The organism is Aliiroseovarius sp. M344 (assembly GCF_025140835.1).
GTDB lineage: Bacteria > Pseudomonadota > Alphaproteobacteria > Rhodobacterales > Rhodobacteraceae > Aliiroseovarius.
On sequence record NZ_CP081153.1, the window covers coordinates 3061752 to 3079730 of the forward strand.

Annotated in this window: 21 protein-coding genes and 2 pseudogenes; 6 read left to right on the forward strand and 17 right to left on the reverse strand. The window is 53.5% G+C overall.

The window, feature by feature from the left end; translation table 11 throughout:
• Nucleotides 1-67: 67 nt before the first annotated feature.
• From K3556_RS15000 to K3556_RS15045, 10 genes and pseudogenes are all read right to left on the reverse strand, one after another.
• Nucleotides 68-271: a hypothetical protein gene (locus K3556_RS15000; protein ID WP_260517559.1), complete on the reverse strand. Its 204-nt coding sequence runs from the start codon at nt 269-271 to the stop codon at nt 68-70.
• The gene (locus K3556_RS15005; protein ID WP_260517560.1) at nt 264-416 is read right to left on the reverse strand and encodes a hypothetical protein; all 153 of its coding nucleotides are present in this window, start codon (nt 414-416) and stop codon (nt 264-266) included. The genes K3556_RS15000 and K3556_RS15005 overlap by 8 nt, the downstream gene beginning before the upstream one ends.
• Nucleotides 388-900 carry a type II toxin-antitoxin system VapC family toxin gene (locus tag K3556_RS15010; RefSeq protein WP_260517561.1) on the reverse strand — a complete coding sequence of 171 codons (513 nt, stop codon included), beginning with the start codon at nt 898-900 and terminating at the stop codon, nt 388-390. The genes K3556_RS15005 and K3556_RS15010 overlap by 29 nt, the downstream gene beginning before the upstream one ends.
• On the reverse strand, nt 893-1747 hold the full coding sequence (locus tag K3556_RS15015; protein WP_260517562.1) for a hypothetical protein: 855 nt from the start codon (nt 1745-1747) through the stop codon (nt 893-895). The genes K3556_RS15010 and K3556_RS15015 overlap by 8 nt, the downstream gene beginning before the upstream one ends.
• Nucleotides 1748-1768: 21 nt before the next feature.
• Nucleotides 1769-1903, reverse strand: a pseudogene (locus K3556_RS15020) (IS1595 family transposase); the annotation flags it as partial.
• Between the two features lie 383 nt (nt 1904-2286).
• On the reverse strand, nt 2287-2667 hold the full coding sequence (locus K3556_RS15025; protein WP_260517563.1) for a hypothetical protein: 381 nt from the start codon (nt 2665-2667) through the stop codon (nt 2287-2289).
• A gap of 102 nt (nt 2668-2769) precedes the next feature.
• A complete protein-coding gene (locus K3556_RS15030; protein WP_260517564.1) occupies nt 2770-3060 on the reverse strand; it encodes a hypothetical protein in 291 nt (96 codons plus the stop codon).
• A gap of 102 nt (nt 3061-3162) precedes the next feature.
• Nucleotides 3163-3348: a helix-turn-helix transcriptional regulator gene (locus K3556_RS15035; RefSeq protein WP_260517565.1), complete on the reverse strand. Its 186-nt coding sequence runs from the start codon at nt 3346-3348 to the stop codon at nt 3163-3165.
• 133 nt (nt 3349-3481) lie between these two features.
• On the reverse strand, nt 3482-4372 hold the full coding sequence (locus tag K3556_RS15040) for a hypothetical protein (RefSeq protein WP_260517566.1): 891 nt from the start codon (nt 4370-4372) through the stop codon (nt 3482-3484).
• Nucleotides 4373-4401: 29 nt separating this feature from the next.
• Nucleotides 4402-5586: a tyrosine-type recombinase/integrase gene (locus K3556_RS15045; protein ID WP_260517567.1), complete on the reverse strand. Its 1185-nt coding sequence runs from the start codon at nt 5584-5586 to the stop codon at nt 4402-4404.
• 1098 nt (nt 5587-6684) lie between these two features.
• On the opposite strand from K3556_RS15045, the gene K3556_RS15050 reads away from it, so the two are divergent.
• From K3556_RS15050 to K3556_RS15075, 6 genes are all read left to right on the forward strand, one after another.
• Nucleotides 6685-8421, forward strand: a complete 1737-nt coding sequence (locus K3556_RS15050; RefSeq protein WP_260517568.1) for an ABC transporter substrate-binding protein — start codon at nt 6685-6687, stop codon at nt 8419-8421.
• 103 nt (nt 8422-8524) lie between these two features.
• Nucleotides 8525-9586 (forward strand): ABC transporter ATP-binding protein, encoded by a 1062-nt coding sequence (locus tag K3556_RS15055; RefSeq protein WP_260517569.1) that lies wholly within the window; start codon nt 8525-8527, stop codon nt 9584-9586.
• 10 nt (nt 9587-9596) lie between these two features.
• Nucleotides 9597-10688, forward strand: a complete 1092-nt coding sequence (locus K3556_RS15060) for an ABC transporter ATP-binding protein (protein ID WP_260517570.1) — start codon at nt 9597-9599, stop codon at nt 10686-10688.
• Nucleotides 10685-11548 carry a carbohydrate ABC transporter permease gene (locus tag K3556_RS15065; RefSeq protein WP_260517571.1) on the forward strand — a complete coding sequence of 288 codons (864 nt, stop codon included), beginning with the start codon at nt 10685-10687 and terminating at the stop codon, nt 11546-11548. The genes K3556_RS15060 and K3556_RS15065 overlap by 4 nt, the downstream gene beginning before the upstream one ends.
• 10 nt (nt 11549-11558) lie before the next feature.
• Entirely contained in the window at nt 11559-12356 is a 798-nt protein-coding gene (locus K3556_RS15070) for a carbohydrate ABC transporter permease (RefSeq protein ID WP_260517572.1), read from the forward strand.
• A gap of 1 nt (nt 12357) precedes the next feature.
• Complete coding sequence (locus K3556_RS15075) at nt 12358-12636, forward strand: DUF2160 domain-containing protein (RefSeq protein ID WP_260517573.1); 279 nt, start codon at nt 12358-12360, stop codon at nt 12634-12636.
• Nucleotides 12637-12709: 73 nt separating this feature from the next.
• Here the strand turns inward: K3556_RS15075 and K3556_RS15080 are convergent, their stop codons facing one another.
• The 7 genes and pseudogenes from K3556_RS15080 to K3556_RS15105 all read right to left on the reverse strand — a co-directional run bounded on the left by K3556_RS15080 (nt 12710) and on the right by K3556_RS15105 (nt 17971).
• On the reverse strand, nt 12710-13822 hold the full coding sequence (locus K3556_RS15080) for a M56 family metallopeptidase (RefSeq protein WP_260517574.1): 1113 nt from the start codon (nt 13820-13822) through the stop codon (nt 12710-12712).
• Nucleotides 13812-14204 carry a BlaI/MecI/CopY family transcriptional regulator gene (locus K3556_RS15085; protein WP_260517575.1) on the reverse strand — a complete coding sequence of 131 codons (393 nt, stop codon included), beginning with the start codon at nt 14202-14204 and terminating at the stop codon, nt 13812-13814. The genes K3556_RS15080 and K3556_RS15085 overlap by 11 nt, the downstream gene beginning before the upstream one ends.
• 504 nt (nt 14205-14708) lie before the next feature.
• A complete protein-coding gene (locus K3556_RS15090; RefSeq protein WP_260517576.1) occupies nt 14709-14954 on the reverse strand; it encodes a hypothetical protein in 246 nt (81 codons plus the stop codon).
• Between the two features lie 80 nt (nt 14955-15034).
• Nucleotides 15035-15103, reverse strand: a pseudogene (locus K3556_RS16465) (hypothetical protein); the annotation flags it as partial.
• A gap of 123 nt (nt 15104-15226) precedes the next feature.
• A complete protein-coding gene (locus K3556_RS15095; RefSeq protein WP_260517577.1) occupies nt 15227-16060 on the reverse strand; it encodes a class I SAM-dependent methyltransferase in 834 nt (277 codons plus the stop codon).
• A gap of 349 nt (nt 16061-16409) precedes the next feature.
• A complete protein-coding gene (locus K3556_RS15100; RefSeq protein WP_260517578.1) occupies nt 16410-17036 on the reverse strand; it encodes an AAA family ATPase in 627 nt (208 codons plus the stop codon).
• 8 nt (nt 17037-17044) lie between these two features.
• Nucleotides 17045-17971, reverse strand: a complete 927-nt coding sequence (locus K3556_RS15105; RefSeq protein ID WP_260519269.1) for a carbohydrate kinase — start codon at nt 17969-17971, stop codon at nt 17045-17047.
• Nucleotides 17972-17979: the final 8 nt, after the last annotated feature.

Genomic DNA, 17979 nt, shown 5'->3' on the forward strand with positions numbered 1-17979 from the left:
GCGCGAGGCGGCTTCAGACAAAAAGATTGGCGATTGTATATTTGACAAACCCCATGCCATTTTTTAGCTACGGGCCGCTGGCATCTTCCGCGCTGCAAAATACCCACAGAAGTATCATTGCCGAAATGGGGTTGATGAAGACGGCAACAACTTGCCAAAGAAAGCGATCCTGACCGCGACGCTCGGCCATATCGCCCACCAGTGCGAACAATTGCCATATGAGCCATATTCCCCCGATCAGAATAAGAAGCGTGACGGTGAATTCAATCATCTGATGTAGTTTTCAGATTGCCCTTCGGCTTCTGCTTCACCAGTTTCTTCAACTTCTTCTCAAACCGTTCTTCGTCGTCGTCCGTCTCTAGCTGACGGGCGGCTTCTTTGAAGCGGTCAAGTTGGGTTTTGTTTTGCGTGTTCAAAAAACTCTCCATCAGTCGAACTGTCAGGATAGCAAATCGTCAACGCGCTTCCATTTCGGCAGTGGAACTTACCTGGCAAATGAAGCAGATCATCCTGATCGTAGGTGTGCATTGTTTCTAGATTCCACCGCAAAGCGGACGCCAGATGCACCGCATCTTGATATTTCGTCAATCCTGTAGTGTCCCGCCAAAGCTGGCGACCCATTTCAGCAATATCAACGGCCACTGGGATTGGCTTGATGTATTGCTGCCGAAAGATATCGGATATTCTCTTTCCGTTTTCTTCAGACATAGGTTTCTGCTTTGAAGACTCCTTGCCTATCCGGCGACACTCAATCATCGACAGCGTAGATGTCCAGATTTCGGCTTTGCCCTCTCTTGCCCATCCGTAGACGATTTCCAACTCTCGCTTCTTATCAGCCTCACCATTGAGTAGGCCGATAAAAGCGCACGTGTCCCAATAGAACTTCCGTGGTTTAGCCAATGGCTTCACCCCTCAATAGTTCTAGGTGTTCTTCCATAGACATATCCCCCAAGACATCAAATTTCTTGAGGTCATTGATCGTAACGTCCGTCCACGGAACGTCCTCAAAATCATCAATATCTGCCCGCTTTAAATCTCCGTCTGAATTGTAGTGCAGTGCACCTGTCAGGTTGACCCTCCGGCCCTCCCAAACTTCACTCCAGTTATGCGCCGGCCCTATCTTTTCAGACAATTCATCCGATAAAACACAAGTGAATTTCTTTTCCGACAAGCGCTCCATAACATCTAGAGCGGGCTTGCCATTCCATCTGGTGAGGCCAGCTATTTCGCCCTCTACTGTTCCATATTCAGTGCGCTGCCAATCAGGCTTACTTTCACGTTCAGATATTTCTGCGCGTTCAATTGCGGCTTTCGCCGTTTTGGCATTTTGTGGGCGAATGCTAAATGGTTCGCTGCCAGAGAACGTAATCTCGGTTCGCGTAATCGTGCTAGTGTTTCTGTCGATCACGCGCTTCAAGGCTGGCATTGCATCAATCACAACACCGCTGACGCGACCCTCTAGGAGCCCCCTAACATCGCTTTCTAAAAGGCCAGCTACGCGGTTAGCTTCTAACACAATCGAAAGGTCAGGCTTGGACGGGAATGGCTCTGCCATCAACGTGAATGGGGGGCTATTCGTGTGGGCCTTAGTCAGACGCCACACGATTTGCCGTTCGTTCGGATTGACAGCTTCGGAACGTTCAAGGGCTTCGATCATATCTAGCACCTGATTGAGAGCATCAGACACAGTTAGGAATTCCCCTCCTAAGGGGTCTGGATAGACTGTCACTGAGAACGTCTTAGCCATCCATTTCCTTCCTTGATCGCCTTACGCGACCACTGGTGAGCCCCGGTATGTCAACCGTTTGCCCTTAGCTGACACTAACAAGTTAAGACCTCGTTGTGAATCATCTACCCATTTTGCGACACGATTGTTGTAACGAAAGTCAAACTCTGCCGCATATTCGTCACCCATGCGGCCAAGTTCGCCTGTTGGGCTTGCTCAACGGCAAGCATCTTTAGGCCGGGATATCTAAAAGCCTGCTGGTCTTGAGTCGGGACCGGACGGCACAACGCATTTCATTTGCGGCCAAAATAAAGGTAAAAAACCGCTCTGTTAGGTTGGATGCTGAGCTGCATTGAATGCATCACCCTCGCCCGAAGAAAAGCACCAAGGCACATGGCAGATCTATATATGTCCTAATAACCAAGCATTGATTGACCGGATTATCTGCACAAACTGTCCTGTTTTTCGTGCCTTCGGAATCTAATAAACCCAAATTTTGGGACGCGTTGTCCCGATTAGTAGGACAAGAAAACCCCGTTTTTTACGCGGGGCTTTCAGTTTCAATCTGGATTCCAACTCATAAATTCTTTGGAGCAAGAGCAGCCGTTCAATGTTTCTTCTGTGAGCGCATAGCTTGCAGCTTGCCCAATGCCTGCGGGGCCAAGGCAATGACCACGCGTTAACCTAATAAAACCTTTATTCTGAAGTTCGGAAAAATAGCCACCAACCGTATTACGATTAACATTTAGCGCCTTTGCAGCATCCCTATGGCTCAAAAATATCTCGCCATTGTTGCGACCATTATAGCGGCGCTTCAGTTCGACGTAGAGCGCCCTCGGGCCGGGTTTGAGGCTCTGCCAGGCAGGTGTGGCTTGAACCCACTCAGGAAGCTGGACGTGACGCCCAGCCCCCTTCTTCTTTTGTTTATACCCCTTAACCATGCAGGCTTTTCCCGTAGACAAAGGGGCGCAATGCTTTGGCGTGTTGATAACTCACCCCAAGTTTGCGTTGAATGGATCTGATTTGACGTTGTTGTGCGCCGTTCATTTGGCACCACCAATCACACGCACATCATCATGCAAAACATACCGAGCATGCGTGCCCGGAAAAGCACCGCCATGCTTTTCGTGAATGGTTTCGATGTTCACACCAAATTTGCGTGCGTTGTGGACGTATGCACTCCAACGTGGCGCGGGGTTATTGATCGGTGTGCAGCCTCGCTTGCCTGCGTGGACTAGTTGAAGCATCGCCCATGCATTGCGGCCTTTGAGTGCCAGTCTATAAGGCTTCACGCCATTGATCGGTAAAACATAAAAGACAGTTCTGCCTGTCATCGCTATCTCCTTGAATAAAGGAGCGCGTCGCGTATCCTGCATCTTGCAAATGTGATTCAGAACACGACCCGCGCTTTTGGTTTGCGCCAAGGCGCGGGTTTTCTATTTTTCTGCGCTGGGCAGGTTTTCGAACCATTCCGACAAGACGCTTTCAGGCCATGCTACCGCACGTTTTGCGATACGCACGGGGCGGGGAAAGTCGCCACGGTTCATCATGTCATAGAGGGTTGTTGAGCTAAGACCCGTGAGGGCTTCAACCTCGGTGCGTCGGTAGAGTTTCTGTGTCATATCGTGACCCTTCGGCTTGCAATTAAACATGCTGAAAGGAACGACAAAGATTTGTAGCGTTCAACTCGGTCAAAATGGTCAAAACTGGTTTCGATTTTTTGACCCCATATTGACCAGAGCAAACACAATTTGTTCACTCCAATTTCAGGCCCCGTTTGAGTGTTTTCTCTGAAACCTCCAGTCCCACTTCATTGAGAATTTGGCGGCATGCAAGTTTCCATGAATTCGAATGACCGTTTGGATATAATTTACGATAGGCGCTTGCAGCCATTTCCTGCTTGCGCGGTCGGCCTGCTTTTGGAGCGTCTTGGTTAGTTAGAATTTCGCTTGCAGAGCGCCAATAAGCCTCTAACCCACTGACATGGTCACCACTTGGAAAGCAAATACTTGCTCCTTCAATACTCAAAAGTGCGCAAGCAGCATCGGCATAGTATTCTTTCCAGAACGCGTTCTTGCGAAGGTTCTTAAATGAGCAAAGCTCGCGCCAAAGTGATAAATTGACCCTCCAGAGTCGATCTATGAATAAGAACGGCTGGTATTTACCGGCTATGTAGGGAGATGTTTCCTTGGCGGCCACTGTTTCAGCGCTACTAATTAAATCCCACTGCAAATCTGAGATATTATCGCGGCCGATGTTCCAAAGTCCAATTGCACGCTGTCGATAGTCATTCTTTATTCGATCGCCTTCGGATTTCGGAAGTCCGACAACTTGGGCAAACCCAAACAACGCCTTTGTTTTCTTCGAAAAGCTATATTTTCCAAACGAGATTGATGGATCCGGTTTACGCATGTAGTTCAAATGTCCCAAAGGACCAAATGCAAAAAGTGTTTCTATGTCGGGGGAAATAATCCCCGAACGTTCATTCCAAAGGATTGAACCTGATGCTGCGTAGTCAATAATTCTTTCTACAATTACGTCAGCGGTAGACTGCATCGGATGCCAACCGGTTTTTTGATCGAGCGCATCCTGCGCGCCGAAACTAGCAACAGAATCTATGCTTAGTGCCAGTTTCTCAAGTGACATGAAGGGTGCGTATCCGTCTGGAGCAAGCACTACCCAATCCTCACAATCGTTGCGCTTTCAGCCGAGACAAAATCCGCCCAGCGCTGCATCAAGATACGTCTAGCGTCTAAATGGTCTGTGCGGCGGTAAGCGCGTTCCACTGTTCCCCCTACGGTATGGCCCAGCGACATTTCTGCAACCTCGTATGGCGTCTGCGTCTTTTCCTCGACCCAATCGCGGAAGCTGGACCTGAAACCATGTGGTCGGGCTTCCATGCCGCGTCGCTCCATCAACCGGGCCATTGTTGCATCTGACAGGACACCGCGACGCGGGCTAGGGAATAGAAAGCCCTCACGGGCACGCACAGCGGCGTCTGAGGCTATCTCTAAGGCTTGGCGGGGCAAAGGCACCCGAAAAGCGTCTGTGGCCCCTTTGCGCCCCTTCATGGACTCTGAGGGGATGGTCCAAGTGTCGCCTTCGATTTGGTCAAGGTGCATGTGGCGGATCGGATAAGACCTCACGCCGGTTAGAATGAGCATCCGCAACGCCAAATGGGTTGGTGTGGTTTCCTGAAGGCAGGAATAAAACGCCGGCACGTCTTGCCACGGCAAAGCTGGAATGTGTTTCTCGGTGTGGCGCTGTCTACCCAACAGGGCGCGGGCCTTGTCTGTGGCTTGCAGATCAACGTCTAAGCCCAGCGCGGCGGCATGTTGCAAACAAATGCCGAGTCGGTTCAGGGCTTTCTTGGCTGTGGCGGCTTTACTGTCCCAAATGGGTTTAAGCGTGTCGTGTATGTCGATCTGGTCCAAGTCTGACACGGGCACTTTGCCCAAACGTGGCAAAACATGCAGTTCCAAGGGGCTAAACCAACGACCTGCTTTCCCGTCGCCTTTTAGGTCTGCTTTACGGCTTTCAAATGCATCGCGCGCAATGTCCTGCAACAAGTGCATGTTGCGCTGGGCTGCACGGCGCTCGCGTTCCCGTTCTTTGATAGGGTCCTTGCCTGCACGAACCAAACCTCGCCAATAGCCGGCTTGTTCACGCGCGTCTTTCAGGGGCACGTCGTTTAGTGTGCCCAAACCCATTTCCCGGCGCTTGCCATGAATGGTCACTAGTAAAACCCACTTGCCACGGTCCTTATCTGCCTTGTGAAGCCAAAGCCCGCCCCCGTCGCCATACTTGCCCTTCGGGGCGTGTTTTATGAACGCGGCGCTAAGTTTGTTCAGTTCTCGCATTTACTGGTCCCACTTTCAGTCCCACCACAATATCTTGTATACTGCGGACCTTATCGGAACAAGTCGGAATGGCGAGCGTCGTTTAACCCACCAGAATAATAGAATTTTTTCTAAGACCGGCATTTATCGGAATGTTTCGAAAGGCGTGTTCGTTGCCTCTTCTGGGCACCACTGAACCCCTCCTTTGTTGCAATGCCTTGACTGAATTGACGCAGAATCAGTCGCATCCAATGGCCAACTATCTAGCCTTGATAGTGACATTGAGCAGCCAACGTTATCGACTATCGTTGTGCCAGTGAGCAATCTGATCATCACAGTTTCAGAATTATCATTGGGAACTGGGTGACCAATCGTCTGAGGAAAGGGTGACGGTATTGCCATCGCCTGCCGAATGCAGCCCGATATGTCGATTGGACAATGGGTTCGGGCCGCGTCCGTAGGATTGTGTTACTGGCCACCTAGAGAAACTTTCAGAGAATTGCTCACCATCTCGAAATGTCATCGCTTTCGCTTGTGTTAATAAGGCTAGCGGCCCAAAGCCGACATCCGAGAAACTGATAATTTACCCAACTGAAATGCCCAAGACCGGCCATTCATGCATGACGCGGCAATTCGATTGGCTCAGCGTCGGCCATACGGGCGAAGCGGTCTCTGACAAGTATCCGCCTTGGATAGAAACCAAGAGCTTTTGAACAAAATCTCAGCAGATTTTTATGGGTGAGGTATGATCAGCCAAGGCAGCATCTGCTGTAGTGTTGAGTCACTCGGGCAAAACAAAGTCAGGTTTGGTCCCCTTGGAAATGTGCACACTACGCTGCATCAGAACGCACGACATTGAGTATAGGCCATAAAGTTGGCCAAATAGTGATAGCTGAGGTGCAACATCAATCAATGAAATTTCGGAATGTTCGATTTGGTTATAAGGCTTTGTTTTTTTGTTATTTTTCTTTAGGGACTGGTAATCTCAGGGGGTAAGATTTCTCGGACTGGCGCTCCAATTATTCCCACTACTAATTTATTAGTTGACTGTTAGCGCTGTCTTTGCAAACGTAGTTTATCCGGCGGGAGGCCGGCTAATAATAAAACTGGGAGGACAAGATGCGGACGTATCTTATGTCCGCAGTTGCGGCGACTGCCGTGATTGCGGGAACGCACTCGCTTTATGCCGACGAAGCAGCCGCTTCGCGCTGGATTGAAAGCGAATTTCAGCCTTCATCGCTGAGCAAAGACGAACAAATGGCCGAGATGAACTGGTTCATCGAGGCGGCACAACCGTTTTCCGGCATGGAAATCAACGTGCTGTCTGAAGGCATCCCGACCCACGGCTATGAGGCCGAGGTTCTGACCAAAGCCTTTGAAGAAATCACCGGCATCAAGGTTAATCACCAGATTCTGGGTGAAGGAGAGGTCGTGCAGGCGGTTCAAACGCAGATGCAGACCCAACGGAACCTGTATGACGGCTATGTCAATGACAGTGACCTGATCGGGACACACTCGCGCCTGCAGCTGGCCTATAACCTGACCGATCAAATGGCAGGCGACTGGGCAGCGACGACTTCGCCGACACTGGACCTCGAAGACTTCATGGGCATCCAGTTCACAACCGGCCCTGATGGTAAGCTTTACCAGCTGCCCGATCAGCAATTCGCGAACCTGTATTGGTTCCGGAAAGACTGGTTTGATCGCGAAGACCTGCAAGCTGCGTTCAAAGAGAAATACGGCTATGATCTGGGTGTGCCCGTCAACTGGTCAGCCTATGAGGATATTGCCGAGTTCTTCTCGAAGGACGTCAAGAACATCGACGGTGTCGATATCTATGGCCACATGGACTACGGCAAGCGTGCGCCTGACCTTGGCTGGCGTATGACCGATGCCTGGTTGTCGATGGCTGGTGCTGGTTCAAAGGGCGAACCCAACGGTATCCCGATCGATGAATGGGGCATCCGCATGGAAGCCGGTTCGTGCAACCCGGCAGGTGCAAGCGTGACCCGTGGTGGTGAAGCAAATGGCCCGGCGTCGGTTTATGCGATCCGGAAATGGGATGAATGGCTGCGCAACTATGCCCCTCCGGGTGCCGCGAGCTATGACTTCTATCAGTCGCTTCCCGCTTTGGCCCAAGGCAACGTGGCCCAGCAAATATTCTGGTACACAGCTTTCACCGCCGATATGGTGAAGCCGAAATCTGAAGGCAACAACACTGTCGATGACGACGGCAACCCGCTGTGGCGCATGGCCCCCAGCCCGCACGGCCCCTATTGGGAAGAAGGTCAGAAGGTTGGCTATCAGGACGTTGGGTCCTGGACTTTCCTGAAATCGACCCCCGATGATCGTGCCCAGGCGGCTTGGCTTTATGCTCAGTTTGTCACATCGAAAACCGTGGACGTGAAAAAGTCGCATGTGGGTCTGACTTTCATCCGCGACAGCTCGGTTAATCACGAAAGCTTCACGGAACGTGCCGGGAAACTGGGTGGTCTGGTCGAATTCTATCGTTCGCCTGATCGTGTGGCATGGTCGCCCACAGGCATCAACGTGCCTGACTATCCGAAGCTGGCCCAAATCTGGTGGCAGCAGATCGGTGACGTGAACTCGGGTGCCTTTACCCCGCAGGAAGCGATGGACCGTCTGGCCGAGGAGATGGACATCACGATGGCTCGGATGCAGCGTGCGGATGAAGCCCAGAACGTCTATGGCGGCTGTGGCCCACGTCTGAACGAGGAAAAAGACGCGGAATGGTGGTATGCCAATGGCGGCGCCAAACCGAAGTTGGACAACGAGAAGCCGCAAGGTCAGACCGTCAACTATGACGACCTGGTCGCACGGTGGAGTTCCAACTAAGTTTTCTCCCATGTTGCGAGGCGCTGACCTCGTAACCTGAACAGGGCTGGGGCTGTTATGGCCCCGGCCTCCCTGCCCCAAACCTTCAAAACAAGGACGACCGATGGCACTTGTGCTGAATGAAATCACCAAGGTGGTGCAAGGGGTGACGCATATCAAACCCACCAGCCTGACTTTGGAAAAAGGGCACTTCAACGTGCTTCTGGGGGAAACCGGCGCCGGGAAAACGTCGCTGATCAAGATGATGGCCGGACTGGATCCGATCGCGTCCGGACAGGTCCTGATGGACGGGACCGACGTCACGACGCTGTCGACGCAAAAGCGAAAGATCAGCCTTGTTCACCAGTTTTTCGTCAACTACCCGCACATGACTGTCTACGACAACATCGCCTCGCCCTTGAAAGTGGCTGGAATGGCGAAGTCGGAAATTCAGGGACGGGTGGAAGAAGCCGCTGACATTCTGAAGCTGCGCCCGATGCTGAACCGGCGGCCACACGAACTGTCCGGCGGTCAGCAACAACGCTGTGCGTTGGCGCGTGCAATAGCCAAAGACAGTCAGGCGGTATTTCTGGACGAACCTCTGGCCAACCTTGACTACAAACTACGCGAAGAGCTGCGCGAGCTGTTGCCCGAGCTTTTCGCAGGCCGCGGCGCGGTCGTGGTCTATGCCACGTCTGAGCCCGAAGAAGCCTTGTTGCTAGGTGGTCAAACCGCCCTGATGGCAGATGGGCATGTCGCACAATTTGGCACAACTGCAGATATTTACCGCGCGCCCGCGACACTGGCCGCGGCGCGCATCTTCTCGGATCCGCCGATCAACTCTGCGCCGGTTGTCAAACGTGGGGCACAATTTGCCATGGGCAATATCACTTGGGACGCCGGGCCGGACACGACCGACTTGACCGATGGTCCCTATACGGTGGCCGTGCGCCCGCACCACATCCTGCCAAACCCGACGGTCACCGCCAGTGTGCCGCTTGAGGGGCGCATCTCGGTCACCGAGCTAAGCGGTTCCGAAAGCTCGGCGCATTTTGAATTTGATGACCATGGCTGGGTATCGCTGGCGCATGGCGCGCACCCGTACAAGGTTGGCGAAAATCACACATTCTTCTTGGATGCCGGCGCGTGCCTCTATTTCGCGCCCGATGGCAGCCGGGCCGCCTGAAGGGGTCAACATGGCAAAGATCACACTCAAAGACCTGCGGCATTCTTACATGAGCGACCCGAAAGGGCCGGAAGATTACGCATTGAAACATGTCGACATCGACTGGGAGGACGGCGGCGCCTATGCGTTGCTTGGCCCCTCAGGTTGCGGCAAATCCACCCTTTTGAACATTATTTCCGGGCTTTTGGTGCCGTCAGAAGGACAGGTCCTATTCGACGGGCAGGATATGACAACCCAACCGCCCGATGCCCGCAACATCGCGCAGGTGTTCCAGTTTCCGGTGATCTACGACACGATGACGGTTTACGACAACCTGGCTTTCCCACTTCGAAACCGGGGGCGGGACGAGGCGACCGTGCGCGAGCGGGTGCACGCAATTGCAGAGATGCTCGACGTGACAGACATGCTCGATCGCCGCGCGGCGGGCCTGTCGCCAGACAACAAGCAAAAGATCTCGATGGGGCGCGGACTGGTGCGCAACGACGTGAACGTGGTGATGTTCGACGAACCGCTGACCGTGATCGACCCGCATCTGAAATGGAAACTGCGATCAAAGCTGAAAGAGCTGCACCAGCGCGTCAAAGCGACGATGATCTACGTCACCCATGACCAGACCGAAGCTCTGACCTTCGCCGATCAGGTTGTGGTGATGGAAGAAGGCGAAGTGGTGCAGATCGGCACGCCCGTCGAACTGTTCGAACGCCCGGCACACACTTTTGTGGGCCACTTCATCGGATCGCCGGGGATGAACGTGCTGCCCGCCGAATTGCGAGACGGTGCTGCGTTTTTCCAAGGCCAGAAAGTGGCTCTGGAAGGTGCCGTGACACCCGGCACCACGGGCCGAATAGAAATCGGCGTGCGGCCGGAATTTGTGCATATCGGCGCGACCGGGATCGAAGCCCGCGTCAGCCGCGTCGCCGATGTTGGACGCCATAATGTGGTCGAGGCGATGGTCGGCGATCAGAAAGTCGCCGCTATTCTGAACGGCCCCGCCCCCGCCCAGGGTGACGTCGTGCACTTGCAATTCCAACAAAACCAGACCCGTGTTTATGCGGATGGTTGGATCGCCACCGACCCCGCCCTTGAGGAGGCCACAGCATGAAAACCGAAAACCAAAAGGCGTGGTTCTTTGTGCTGCCGGTGCTGATCCTTGTGGCCTTCAACGCGTTGATCCCGATGATGACCGTTGTGAATTACTCGGTGCAGGAAACCTTTGGTGACAACCTGTTCTTCTGGGAAGGGCTGACATGGTTTGAACAAATCCTGCGGTCCGAGAGGTTCCACGCCGCCCTTGGTCGACAGTTCCTGTTCACCTTTCTGATCCTGATCATCGAAGTGCCACTGGGCATCGCCATCGCGCTTTCGATGCCCCGCAACGGGTTCTGGGTGCCGGTCTGTCTGGTCTTGATGGCCCTGCCTATGCTGATCCCGTGGAACGTGGTCGGCGCGATGTGGAACATCTTTGCCCTGCCGGACATTGGGCTGCTGGGCTATTTCATTAACCACGTTTTGGGCATCAACTACGATATGACCCAAGACCCGGTTGCAGCTTGGATCACCATCGTCACGATGGATGTCTGGCACTGGACGTCTTTGGTTGTGCTGCTGTCTTATGCCGGGCTGGTTTCGATCCCCGACGCCTATTACCAGGCGGCCAAGATCGACGGCGCGTCAAACTGGTCGGTGTTTCGCTATATCCAGCTGCCAAAGATGAAGAACGTGCTGACCATCGCGATCCTTCTGCGCTTCATGGACAGTTTCAACATCTATACCGAACCCTTCGTTCTGACCGGCGGCGGGCCCGGCAACGCGACAACGCTTCTGTCCATCGACCTTGTGAAGATCGCCCTTGGGCAGTTTGACCTTGGCCCTGCCGCGGCGATGTCGCTGATCTATTTCGCAATCACGCTTTTGGTGTCGTGGGTGTTCTACACCGTGATGACCAAAGATGACCTGAACTGAGGACGCCCCGATGAAAAAACGATCCCTCGTCCCCATAATCTACATCCTGTTCCTGATGTTGCCGATCTATTGGCTGGTTGCGATGAGCTTCAAGACCACCAACGAAATCCTGTCCGGCTTCTCGCTGTTCCCGCAGACCTTCACGCTGGACGCCTATAAAACGATCTTCACCGATCCGACATGGTATTGGGGTTATATCAACTCGATTATCTATGTGTCGCTGAACACGGTGATCTCGATCGCGGTGGCGTTGCCTGCAGCCTATGCGTTTTCGCGGTATCGCTTTTTGGGCGACAAGCATCTGTTCTTCTGGCTTTTGACCAACCGGATGGCCCCGGCGGCCGTTTTCGCCTTACCCTTCTTTCAACTGTATTCGGCGGTCGGCATCTTCGACACCCATTTGGCGGTGGCGCTAGCGCATTGCCTGTTCAACATCCCGCTGGCCGTCTGGATATTGGAAGGCTTCATGGGCGGCGTCCCAAAAGAACTGGACGAAACCGCCTATGTCGACGGCTATTCCTTCCCACGGTTTTTCGTGTCGATATTCCTGCCCACGATTAAGGCGGGCGTCGGTGTGGCCGCGTTCTTCTGCTTCATGTTTTCATGGGTCGAGCTGTTGCTCGCGAAAACCCTGACGGCGGTCGAGGCCAAGCCGATTGCCGCCACCATGACCAAAACCGCGTCCAGCGCGGGGTATGAACTGGGTTTGCTGGCCGCCGCTGGCACCCTCACCATCATTCCGGGCGCGATTGTGATCTATTTCGTCCGCAACTACATCGCGAAAGGCTTCGCGATGGGAAGGGTTTGATATGCTCAGTTGGATGGCCTGGACTTGGCCCACAGCGTTCGTTTTCATCGGTATCTTTACCGGCATCGCAATCCTGACATTGGTCGAGATCAGATACCCCGGCGGAGCAGAGCGTCAGGGTATTCTTGGCCTGACCACGACGCGCGGCGACAGGTATTTCCTGAGCTTGCTGGGCACCAGCTTCATCTTTTTGATCTGGCTGGGCCTGATCGGAATGCCGCTTTGGGGTCCTCTGTTCATCTCTATCGCTTGGGGCTTTTTCTGTTTCTGGAAAGTGTGAACACCCCGGCCCTGCAACAAAAAAACGGCCCGGTGATCCGGGCCGTTTTCTATTTGTCACCTAAGGCGCGGCGTCACCAGGTGCGCTGCGCCATGGTGTTCAGCTGATTGAGCCGCTCAAGATTGGCAACCGTCGACAGCATGATCCGATCGTGGCTCCAGCCGGTGGGTTGCGCCAGCGATGTCGCGCCAACCAGCACGCAGGTTGTCATGACTACGGACATGACCACCCCGACGAAACGACGCTCTCGCGTGGGGTTTGCCTGATCATGGGCAATCTCAAGAATGCGATCTTTCAACATAGACCGGCGCCCGATCAGCGGGATCGTGCGCCCGACCAACGGCACACCAAACGCGCGCGGTTGTCCGCGTGCGTGCCGATTGCGGCGCGCGATGCTCAGAAGACGGGTCGAATACCCGTGGGCGTCGAACCGACGCCGCGCCAGATAGGCCCGATCACAAGCCAGTTCGCCCAGCCTGCGCAGGCGGCTGGACAGAAACCAAAACCCAGGGTTCAGCACCACAAGCGGCGAGATCAACGACAAGGCAACCTCGGCATCCACGTCGCCTTGGCGAATATGCTGCATCTCGTGACCGATTGACATTTGCATGGCGTCGCGGTCCTGACACAGGTTTTCGGGCAAGACGACGTAATAAAACCACAGTCCGCGTGTTGAAAAAGGTACGGTGATGGTGGGACTAAGCACGACGCGCACCCGACGACTTTGACGCATCACCTGACCAGAGCGAATGGCACGACGGATGCGCACCACATTGACGCCCAGATAAAAGGCGCGCGCCAGCAGCGCGGTCAGAAATGCCGCCACGACCACTTTGAACACCATCGACCCACCCGAGGTCACATGATCAATGATCTGCGTTTTCAGCGTCAAGAACCAGCTCATGTCGCTGGCCGTCACGGACAGGTTGCCTTTCAGATACTGCGCCACGATCGCATCGGTCGCATTGACCGAACTGGCGAAGGGCGCGGAGTGCAAATAGGGTTGAACAAAGGGCAAGACCGCCAGACTGACACATGCAGTCACCCCCAACCGGCGACGCGTCAGGTAACATCGCCGATGGCCACACAGCGCAAAAGCCGCTTCAAATGCGGCAAAGACCAAAGCGGCCAGAATAATCATGGATTGGATCCAGATCACCCCCCCTACGATTTGATCAATCGTCATCCTTTCTGATCCTTGTATCAATGATCTCTTTTATTTCCCGGATCATTTCGTCCGTCAGATCCTCGTTATCCACCAGGCGCGCCACAAGCGCTGTCGGTGTTCCTCCAAACAATGAATCTGACAAATTTTTGAGGGACCGCCCCTCGTATTCATCCTTCTGGATGGCGGGCACATACACCAGGCTTCTGGCCTGCCGCTCGGATGTCACATACCCTTTGTCATCCAGAATTTTCATGATGGTCGCCACCGAGGTGTAAGCCCGTTTCGTGCCGCCTTGTAGGGTGCTCATAATATCACGGACCGACCCGGAGCCGATGCTCCAAAGGGCGATCATGAATTCAAGCTCTACATCTGTAAGCAATTCGCTGCGTCGGCGCGCCACGGCTTCTCTCCGTCTTTGACAACTAGAGAATTAGTACATGAGAATCAGTTTTTTGCCTAGTTCAAACCTGGCCGCCGTATGAACAATCTGCATTTGCGCTTGGCATCTTTAAACTGTCAAAGATTGTATGAGTTCAAAGATGGCTTTGTCGCTTTATATACGGGTTCGGAAAACGGCACCTCTGCATCACGCTGTTCGACGCAGATGTTGATTGCCTGCATCGAAACACGTCGCGACACACAGCTACTGTTCAAAAAAATAACCAAATGACAGTAACTCTAGTACTCGAACGCTCATTGGAGTCACTCCCTCCACCGAACCATCAATAAAAGGCGGTGGAGGAGGCGTTGATCAATCAACTGGCGTCAACAGCGCGCTTGGTAAGAAGCTTGATCAGATTTGCACGGTATTCAGCGCTTCCATGCGTGTCAGACATCTGCCCGTCGCCATCAACACTTACGCTGTCTGCTACCGCTGCAGCCCAGTCAGCCGAAAGCGCGGCTTCTAGCTCGGCATGTTGAAAACTCCGCCTTCGCCTGCGCCTGTTACGACAACACGTGTGCCACACGCGCCATCAGCGACACACACGCCCACCAGAGCAAAAAGAGATGCTGGCCAGCGGAATTTGACGTAGGCCGTACGTTTTGGTGCGTTAACACGTACTGATGTGATAATGTCGTCATCATCAAGCGCTGTGGCAAACAGGCCGTCGAAGCAATCGTCCGAAGCGATCTCTCGCTTGTTGGCCACAATGGTCGCGTCCAACGCCAAAGCCCAGCTGGATAGTCTGCTGCCGGGTCATTGTTGGCGATGGATCCACCGATGGTGCCAGAATAACGAACTACCGGATCACCGATTCCGTCTGCAAGAAAGGCAATCGTCGGGTACAGGCGCTGCACATCGCATTTCCTGCCACTTCTGCGTGGGTGGTTGCAGCGCCGATCACCAAGGTATCCCCTTCCGTGGAAACCCCAGAGATGCAGTCAATTGCGCGCACATAAACATGGTCGCTTGTGTACGATCTATCGCTTTCGAAGCACCACTGCCATCTGTTCCAACTTGTCATAGTCGTCGACGACTTCTACAACTTCGAAGTTCTTGCCCCAGATCCGACGGACAAATTCTTCACCCACATAGGCATGGCCGTAATCGTAAAACCCGAAGGCCGGGTTCCTTGCGTAGAAAAGCATCTCTCCTAGTTCAAACATTCGTAAAAACTCAGATTTTCCGCCGGCATCGTTAATATCTTTTTGTTGGGTGATTTTGTTTGGCGGTAGTTCGCTGGGATCCGTGTCAGCAACATAATCCAAATGCCCACGGCCGTAGGTGGTAAGGATTATTGTCGCTCCCGAACGACAAATTCTGTCAAATTCATCTAACCAGCGCGTCGCTTGTATTGCACTAAAGTGCGAGAACACAGAATAGGCTGTAATTACGTCGACGGAATTGGATGGTATCTGAGTTTTGGGTCTCATTGGAATGTGAGTGAAATTGAATTCTGATGCAAAGTCTTCTTTACAGAAGTCTATGAACTCCTCAGTCACATCCGCCCCTGTCATATTCTGAGCTGGGAAATCTCGCATAAAAGTTTTGAAAATTCTTCCCACACCGCATCCGAAATCGAGGTAGTTTTTTTGCGGCCCGACACAATTGTCGAGGTGAGGCCGGGCGATCTTATAGAGCTTGAATGCTTCCTCAATCCCGGTGGCCAGATTTAGGCTGCCCAATCGTGCCAAGTGTCGAAAATTTGGGAAACTCGGGTCAGAGCTCTCGGCCGCTCGCAGCATTGCTCCTTGCCACTCTTCGATAGTGGAGCCGTGATGCTCATCAAAAATTTTTGTTCCAAGTTTTGACATCGGCGTCCCCAATCAAATGCGTTAATCTACTTCTAGTAGGTGCTTCTGGCAGAGCAATCTAATTTTCGCAATATCCTATATTGTGCAATGGAGCCGGCAGTTCGCAGGTTGTTAAAAAGAAAAAAACCGGCGTACCGCCTGCCTGCCATCCCCGCGAGTTGAGAAATCTATCACTAGGGCTAAGCGTTGTCTGGCATTTGTTGCAGAGTAAACCGCCGCTTGTCGCCGTCCACATTGCAGCTAGAAACCTTTTGGCGGGGTTGCTCCTGTTGTCCTTCTTAAATCCGTTTGTGATGAAAAGCTGCCCGGTGCCGGGAAACCCGAACAAGCATGGCTTGACGCCTTGGTTTCACACATCTTTGGGTTGGATCACAAAGTCGGATGCGCGCGAGTTATTCATAACAAACTCAACGTTACGCATGTCATTGCCCAGCGCACGTGCTTCGGCGTCGGCTTCAGACAGACCGTGGTCGAGCCAGCGTTTGATCAGACGGGTTTCCAATACATCCCGGTCGACGTCGATGGAGACTGTGAGGTCGAAAAGATCTGCTAGCTCTGACCATGGCGGGTTGTCGAGCAACAGATAGTTGCCTTCGACCACAACGACATTTGTCTGCTTGCCGATTTGGCCGCCACGCGGAACTGTGCTGTCGGCTTCGCGATCAAAGGTGGGGTAAAATAGGTCCTTATTGCTCCGCAATGCACGCACAAGGGCAACAAAGCCGCTTGCATCAAATGTTTCTGGCGCGCCCTTGCGGTCGAATAGGTCCATCTGCCGGAGCGTGGGATTGTCCAGATGAAATCCATCCATTGGCAGGACAGCCGCTGACGGGCCAAGCCGCTCTGCCAGGTTTTCCGCAAGGGTAGATTTTCCCGACCCCGGCGGGCCAGCAACGGCGACAAGAATGCGCTCATGTTCAATCGCGCGCTTTCTAACCTCACGAACAAGCGCATCTGTGGTGGTCAACTTGTTCATCGCCTTGCTCACAGCTCGTCAGCCCAAGGTGGGTTGGCTCCTGCGCGTGAAACGGTCACTGCAGCGACCTTGGCACCGAAGGAGAGAGCCTCCTGCACATCCTTGGGGCTTAGTGATGCGAGTTGATCTTTGGTTAACAGTCCTCGCGCAGACAGCTTAGCTATGACGCCCGCGTTAAAGGTGTCGCCAGCGCCGACTGTATCAACGATCTGGACACGTTCTGCAGGGACGTCGATTTTCTCGCTGCCCTTCAAATAGCCAGTTGCCCCTTCACCACCACGGGTAACGATGACAAGCGTCGGACCTTTGTCCAGAAGCGCTTTGGCCTTTTGCGCAAGCGACACTGGCGCTTGGTGAATCCAGTTCAGATCCTCATCCGATACTTTAAGGATATCGGTCCGAGAAATCATTTCCTCAAGCCGGGCACGATACCGTGCCTCGTCAGAAATGAACCCCGCGCGGATGTTCGGATCAAGGATAACGGCCCGCTCAGAGCCATCGCGTTTCACAAGCGAAAGATAGGCATCGGCGCCCGGTTCACAGGCAAGGCTGATCCCGCCGAAATACAAGGCGGATACATCAGCGGGCAGCGTGGGCATATCTTCTGGTTCAAGCATCCGCCCGGCTGAGTTCTCATCATAGAATGTATAGCTGGCATGTCCGTTAACCAGCTTCAAAAAGGCAAGTGTCGTTGGTCGATTGCTTGTCACAATAAGGCGTGTATCAACGTGGCTGCTAACCAGCGCATCGGTCAATTGGCGACCAAACATATCGTCTGAAAGCCCCGTCAGCATACCGGTTCGCACCCCAAGGCGCCCAAGCGCAATCGAGGTGTTGAACACCGCGCCCCCGCAATGGGGGACAAAGCCGTCTTGGCCTGACTGGGTTGGTTCGGGGATCATGTCGATCAAAGCCTCGCCGCAGCACAGGATCATCTGCATCT

Bases quoted from the DNA above. Each gene is read 5' to 3' on its own strand.
- K3556_RS15000 (WP_260517559.1), bottom strand. From the start codon at position 271: ATGATTGAATTCACCGTCACGCTTCTTATTCTGATCGGGGGAATATGG.
- K3556_RS15015 (WP_260517562.1), bottom strand. From the start codon at position 1,747: ATGGCTAAGACGTTCTCAGTGACAGTCTATCCAGACCCCTTAGGAGGG.
- K3556_RS15025 (WP_260517563.1), bottom strand. From the start codon at position 2,667: ATGGTTAAGGGGTATAAACAAAAGAAGAAGGGGGCTGGGCGTCACGTC.
- K3556_RS15030 (WP_260517564.1), bottom strand. From the start codon at position 3,060: ATGACAGGCAGAACTGTCTTTTATGTTTTACCGATCAATGGCGTGAAG.
- K3556_RS15035 (WP_260517565.1), bottom strand. From the start codon at position 3,348: ATGACACAGAAACTCTACCGACGCACCGAGGTTGAAGCCCTCACGGGT.
- K3556_RS15040 (WP_260517566.1), bottom strand. From the start codon at position 4,372: ATGTCACTTGAGAAACTGGCACTAAGCATAGATTCTGTTGCTAGTTTC.
- K3556_RS15045 (WP_260517567.1), bottom strand. From the start codon at position 5,586: ATGCGAGAACTGAACAAACTTAGCGCCGCGTTCATAAAACACGCCCCG.
- K3556_RS15050 (WP_260517568.1), top strand. From the start codon at position 6,685: ATGCGGACGTATCTTATGTCCGCAGTTGCGGCGACTGCCGTGATTGCG.
- K3556_RS15055 (WP_260517569.1), top strand. From the start codon at position 8,525: ATGGCACTTGTGCTGAATGAAATCACCAAGGTGGTGCAAGGGGTGACG.
- K3556_RS15060 (WP_260517570.1), top strand. From the start codon at position 9,597: ATGGCAAAGATCACACTCAAAGACCTGCGGCATTCTTACATGAGCGAC.
- K3556_RS15065 (WP_260517571.1), top strand. From the start codon at position 10,685: ATGAAAACCGAAAACCAAAAGGCGTGGTTCTTTGTGCTGCCGGTGCTG.
- K3556_RS15070 (WP_260517572.1), top strand. From the start codon at position 11,559: ATGAAAAAACGATCCCTCGTCCCCATAATCTACATCCTGTTCCTGATG.
- K3556_RS15075 (WP_260517573.1), top strand. From the start codon at position 12,358: ATGCTCAGTTGGATGGCCTGGACTTGGCCCACAGCGTTCGTTTTCATC.
- K3556_RS15080 (WP_260517574.1), bottom strand. From the start codon at position 13,822: ATGACGATTGATCAAATCGTAGGGGGGGTGATCTGGATCCAATCCATG.
- K3556_RS15095 (WP_260517577.1), bottom strand. From the start codon at position 16,060: ATGTCAAAACTTGGAACAAAAATTTTTGATGAGCATCACGGCTCCACT.
- K3556_RS15100 (WP_260517578.1), bottom strand. From the start codon at position 17,036: ATGAACAAGTTGACCACCACAGATGCGCTTGTTCGTGAGGTTAGAAAG.
- K3556_RS15105 (WP_260519269.1), bottom strand. From the start codon at position 17,971: ATGATCCTGTGCTGCGGCGAGGCTTTGATCGACATGATCCCCGAACCA.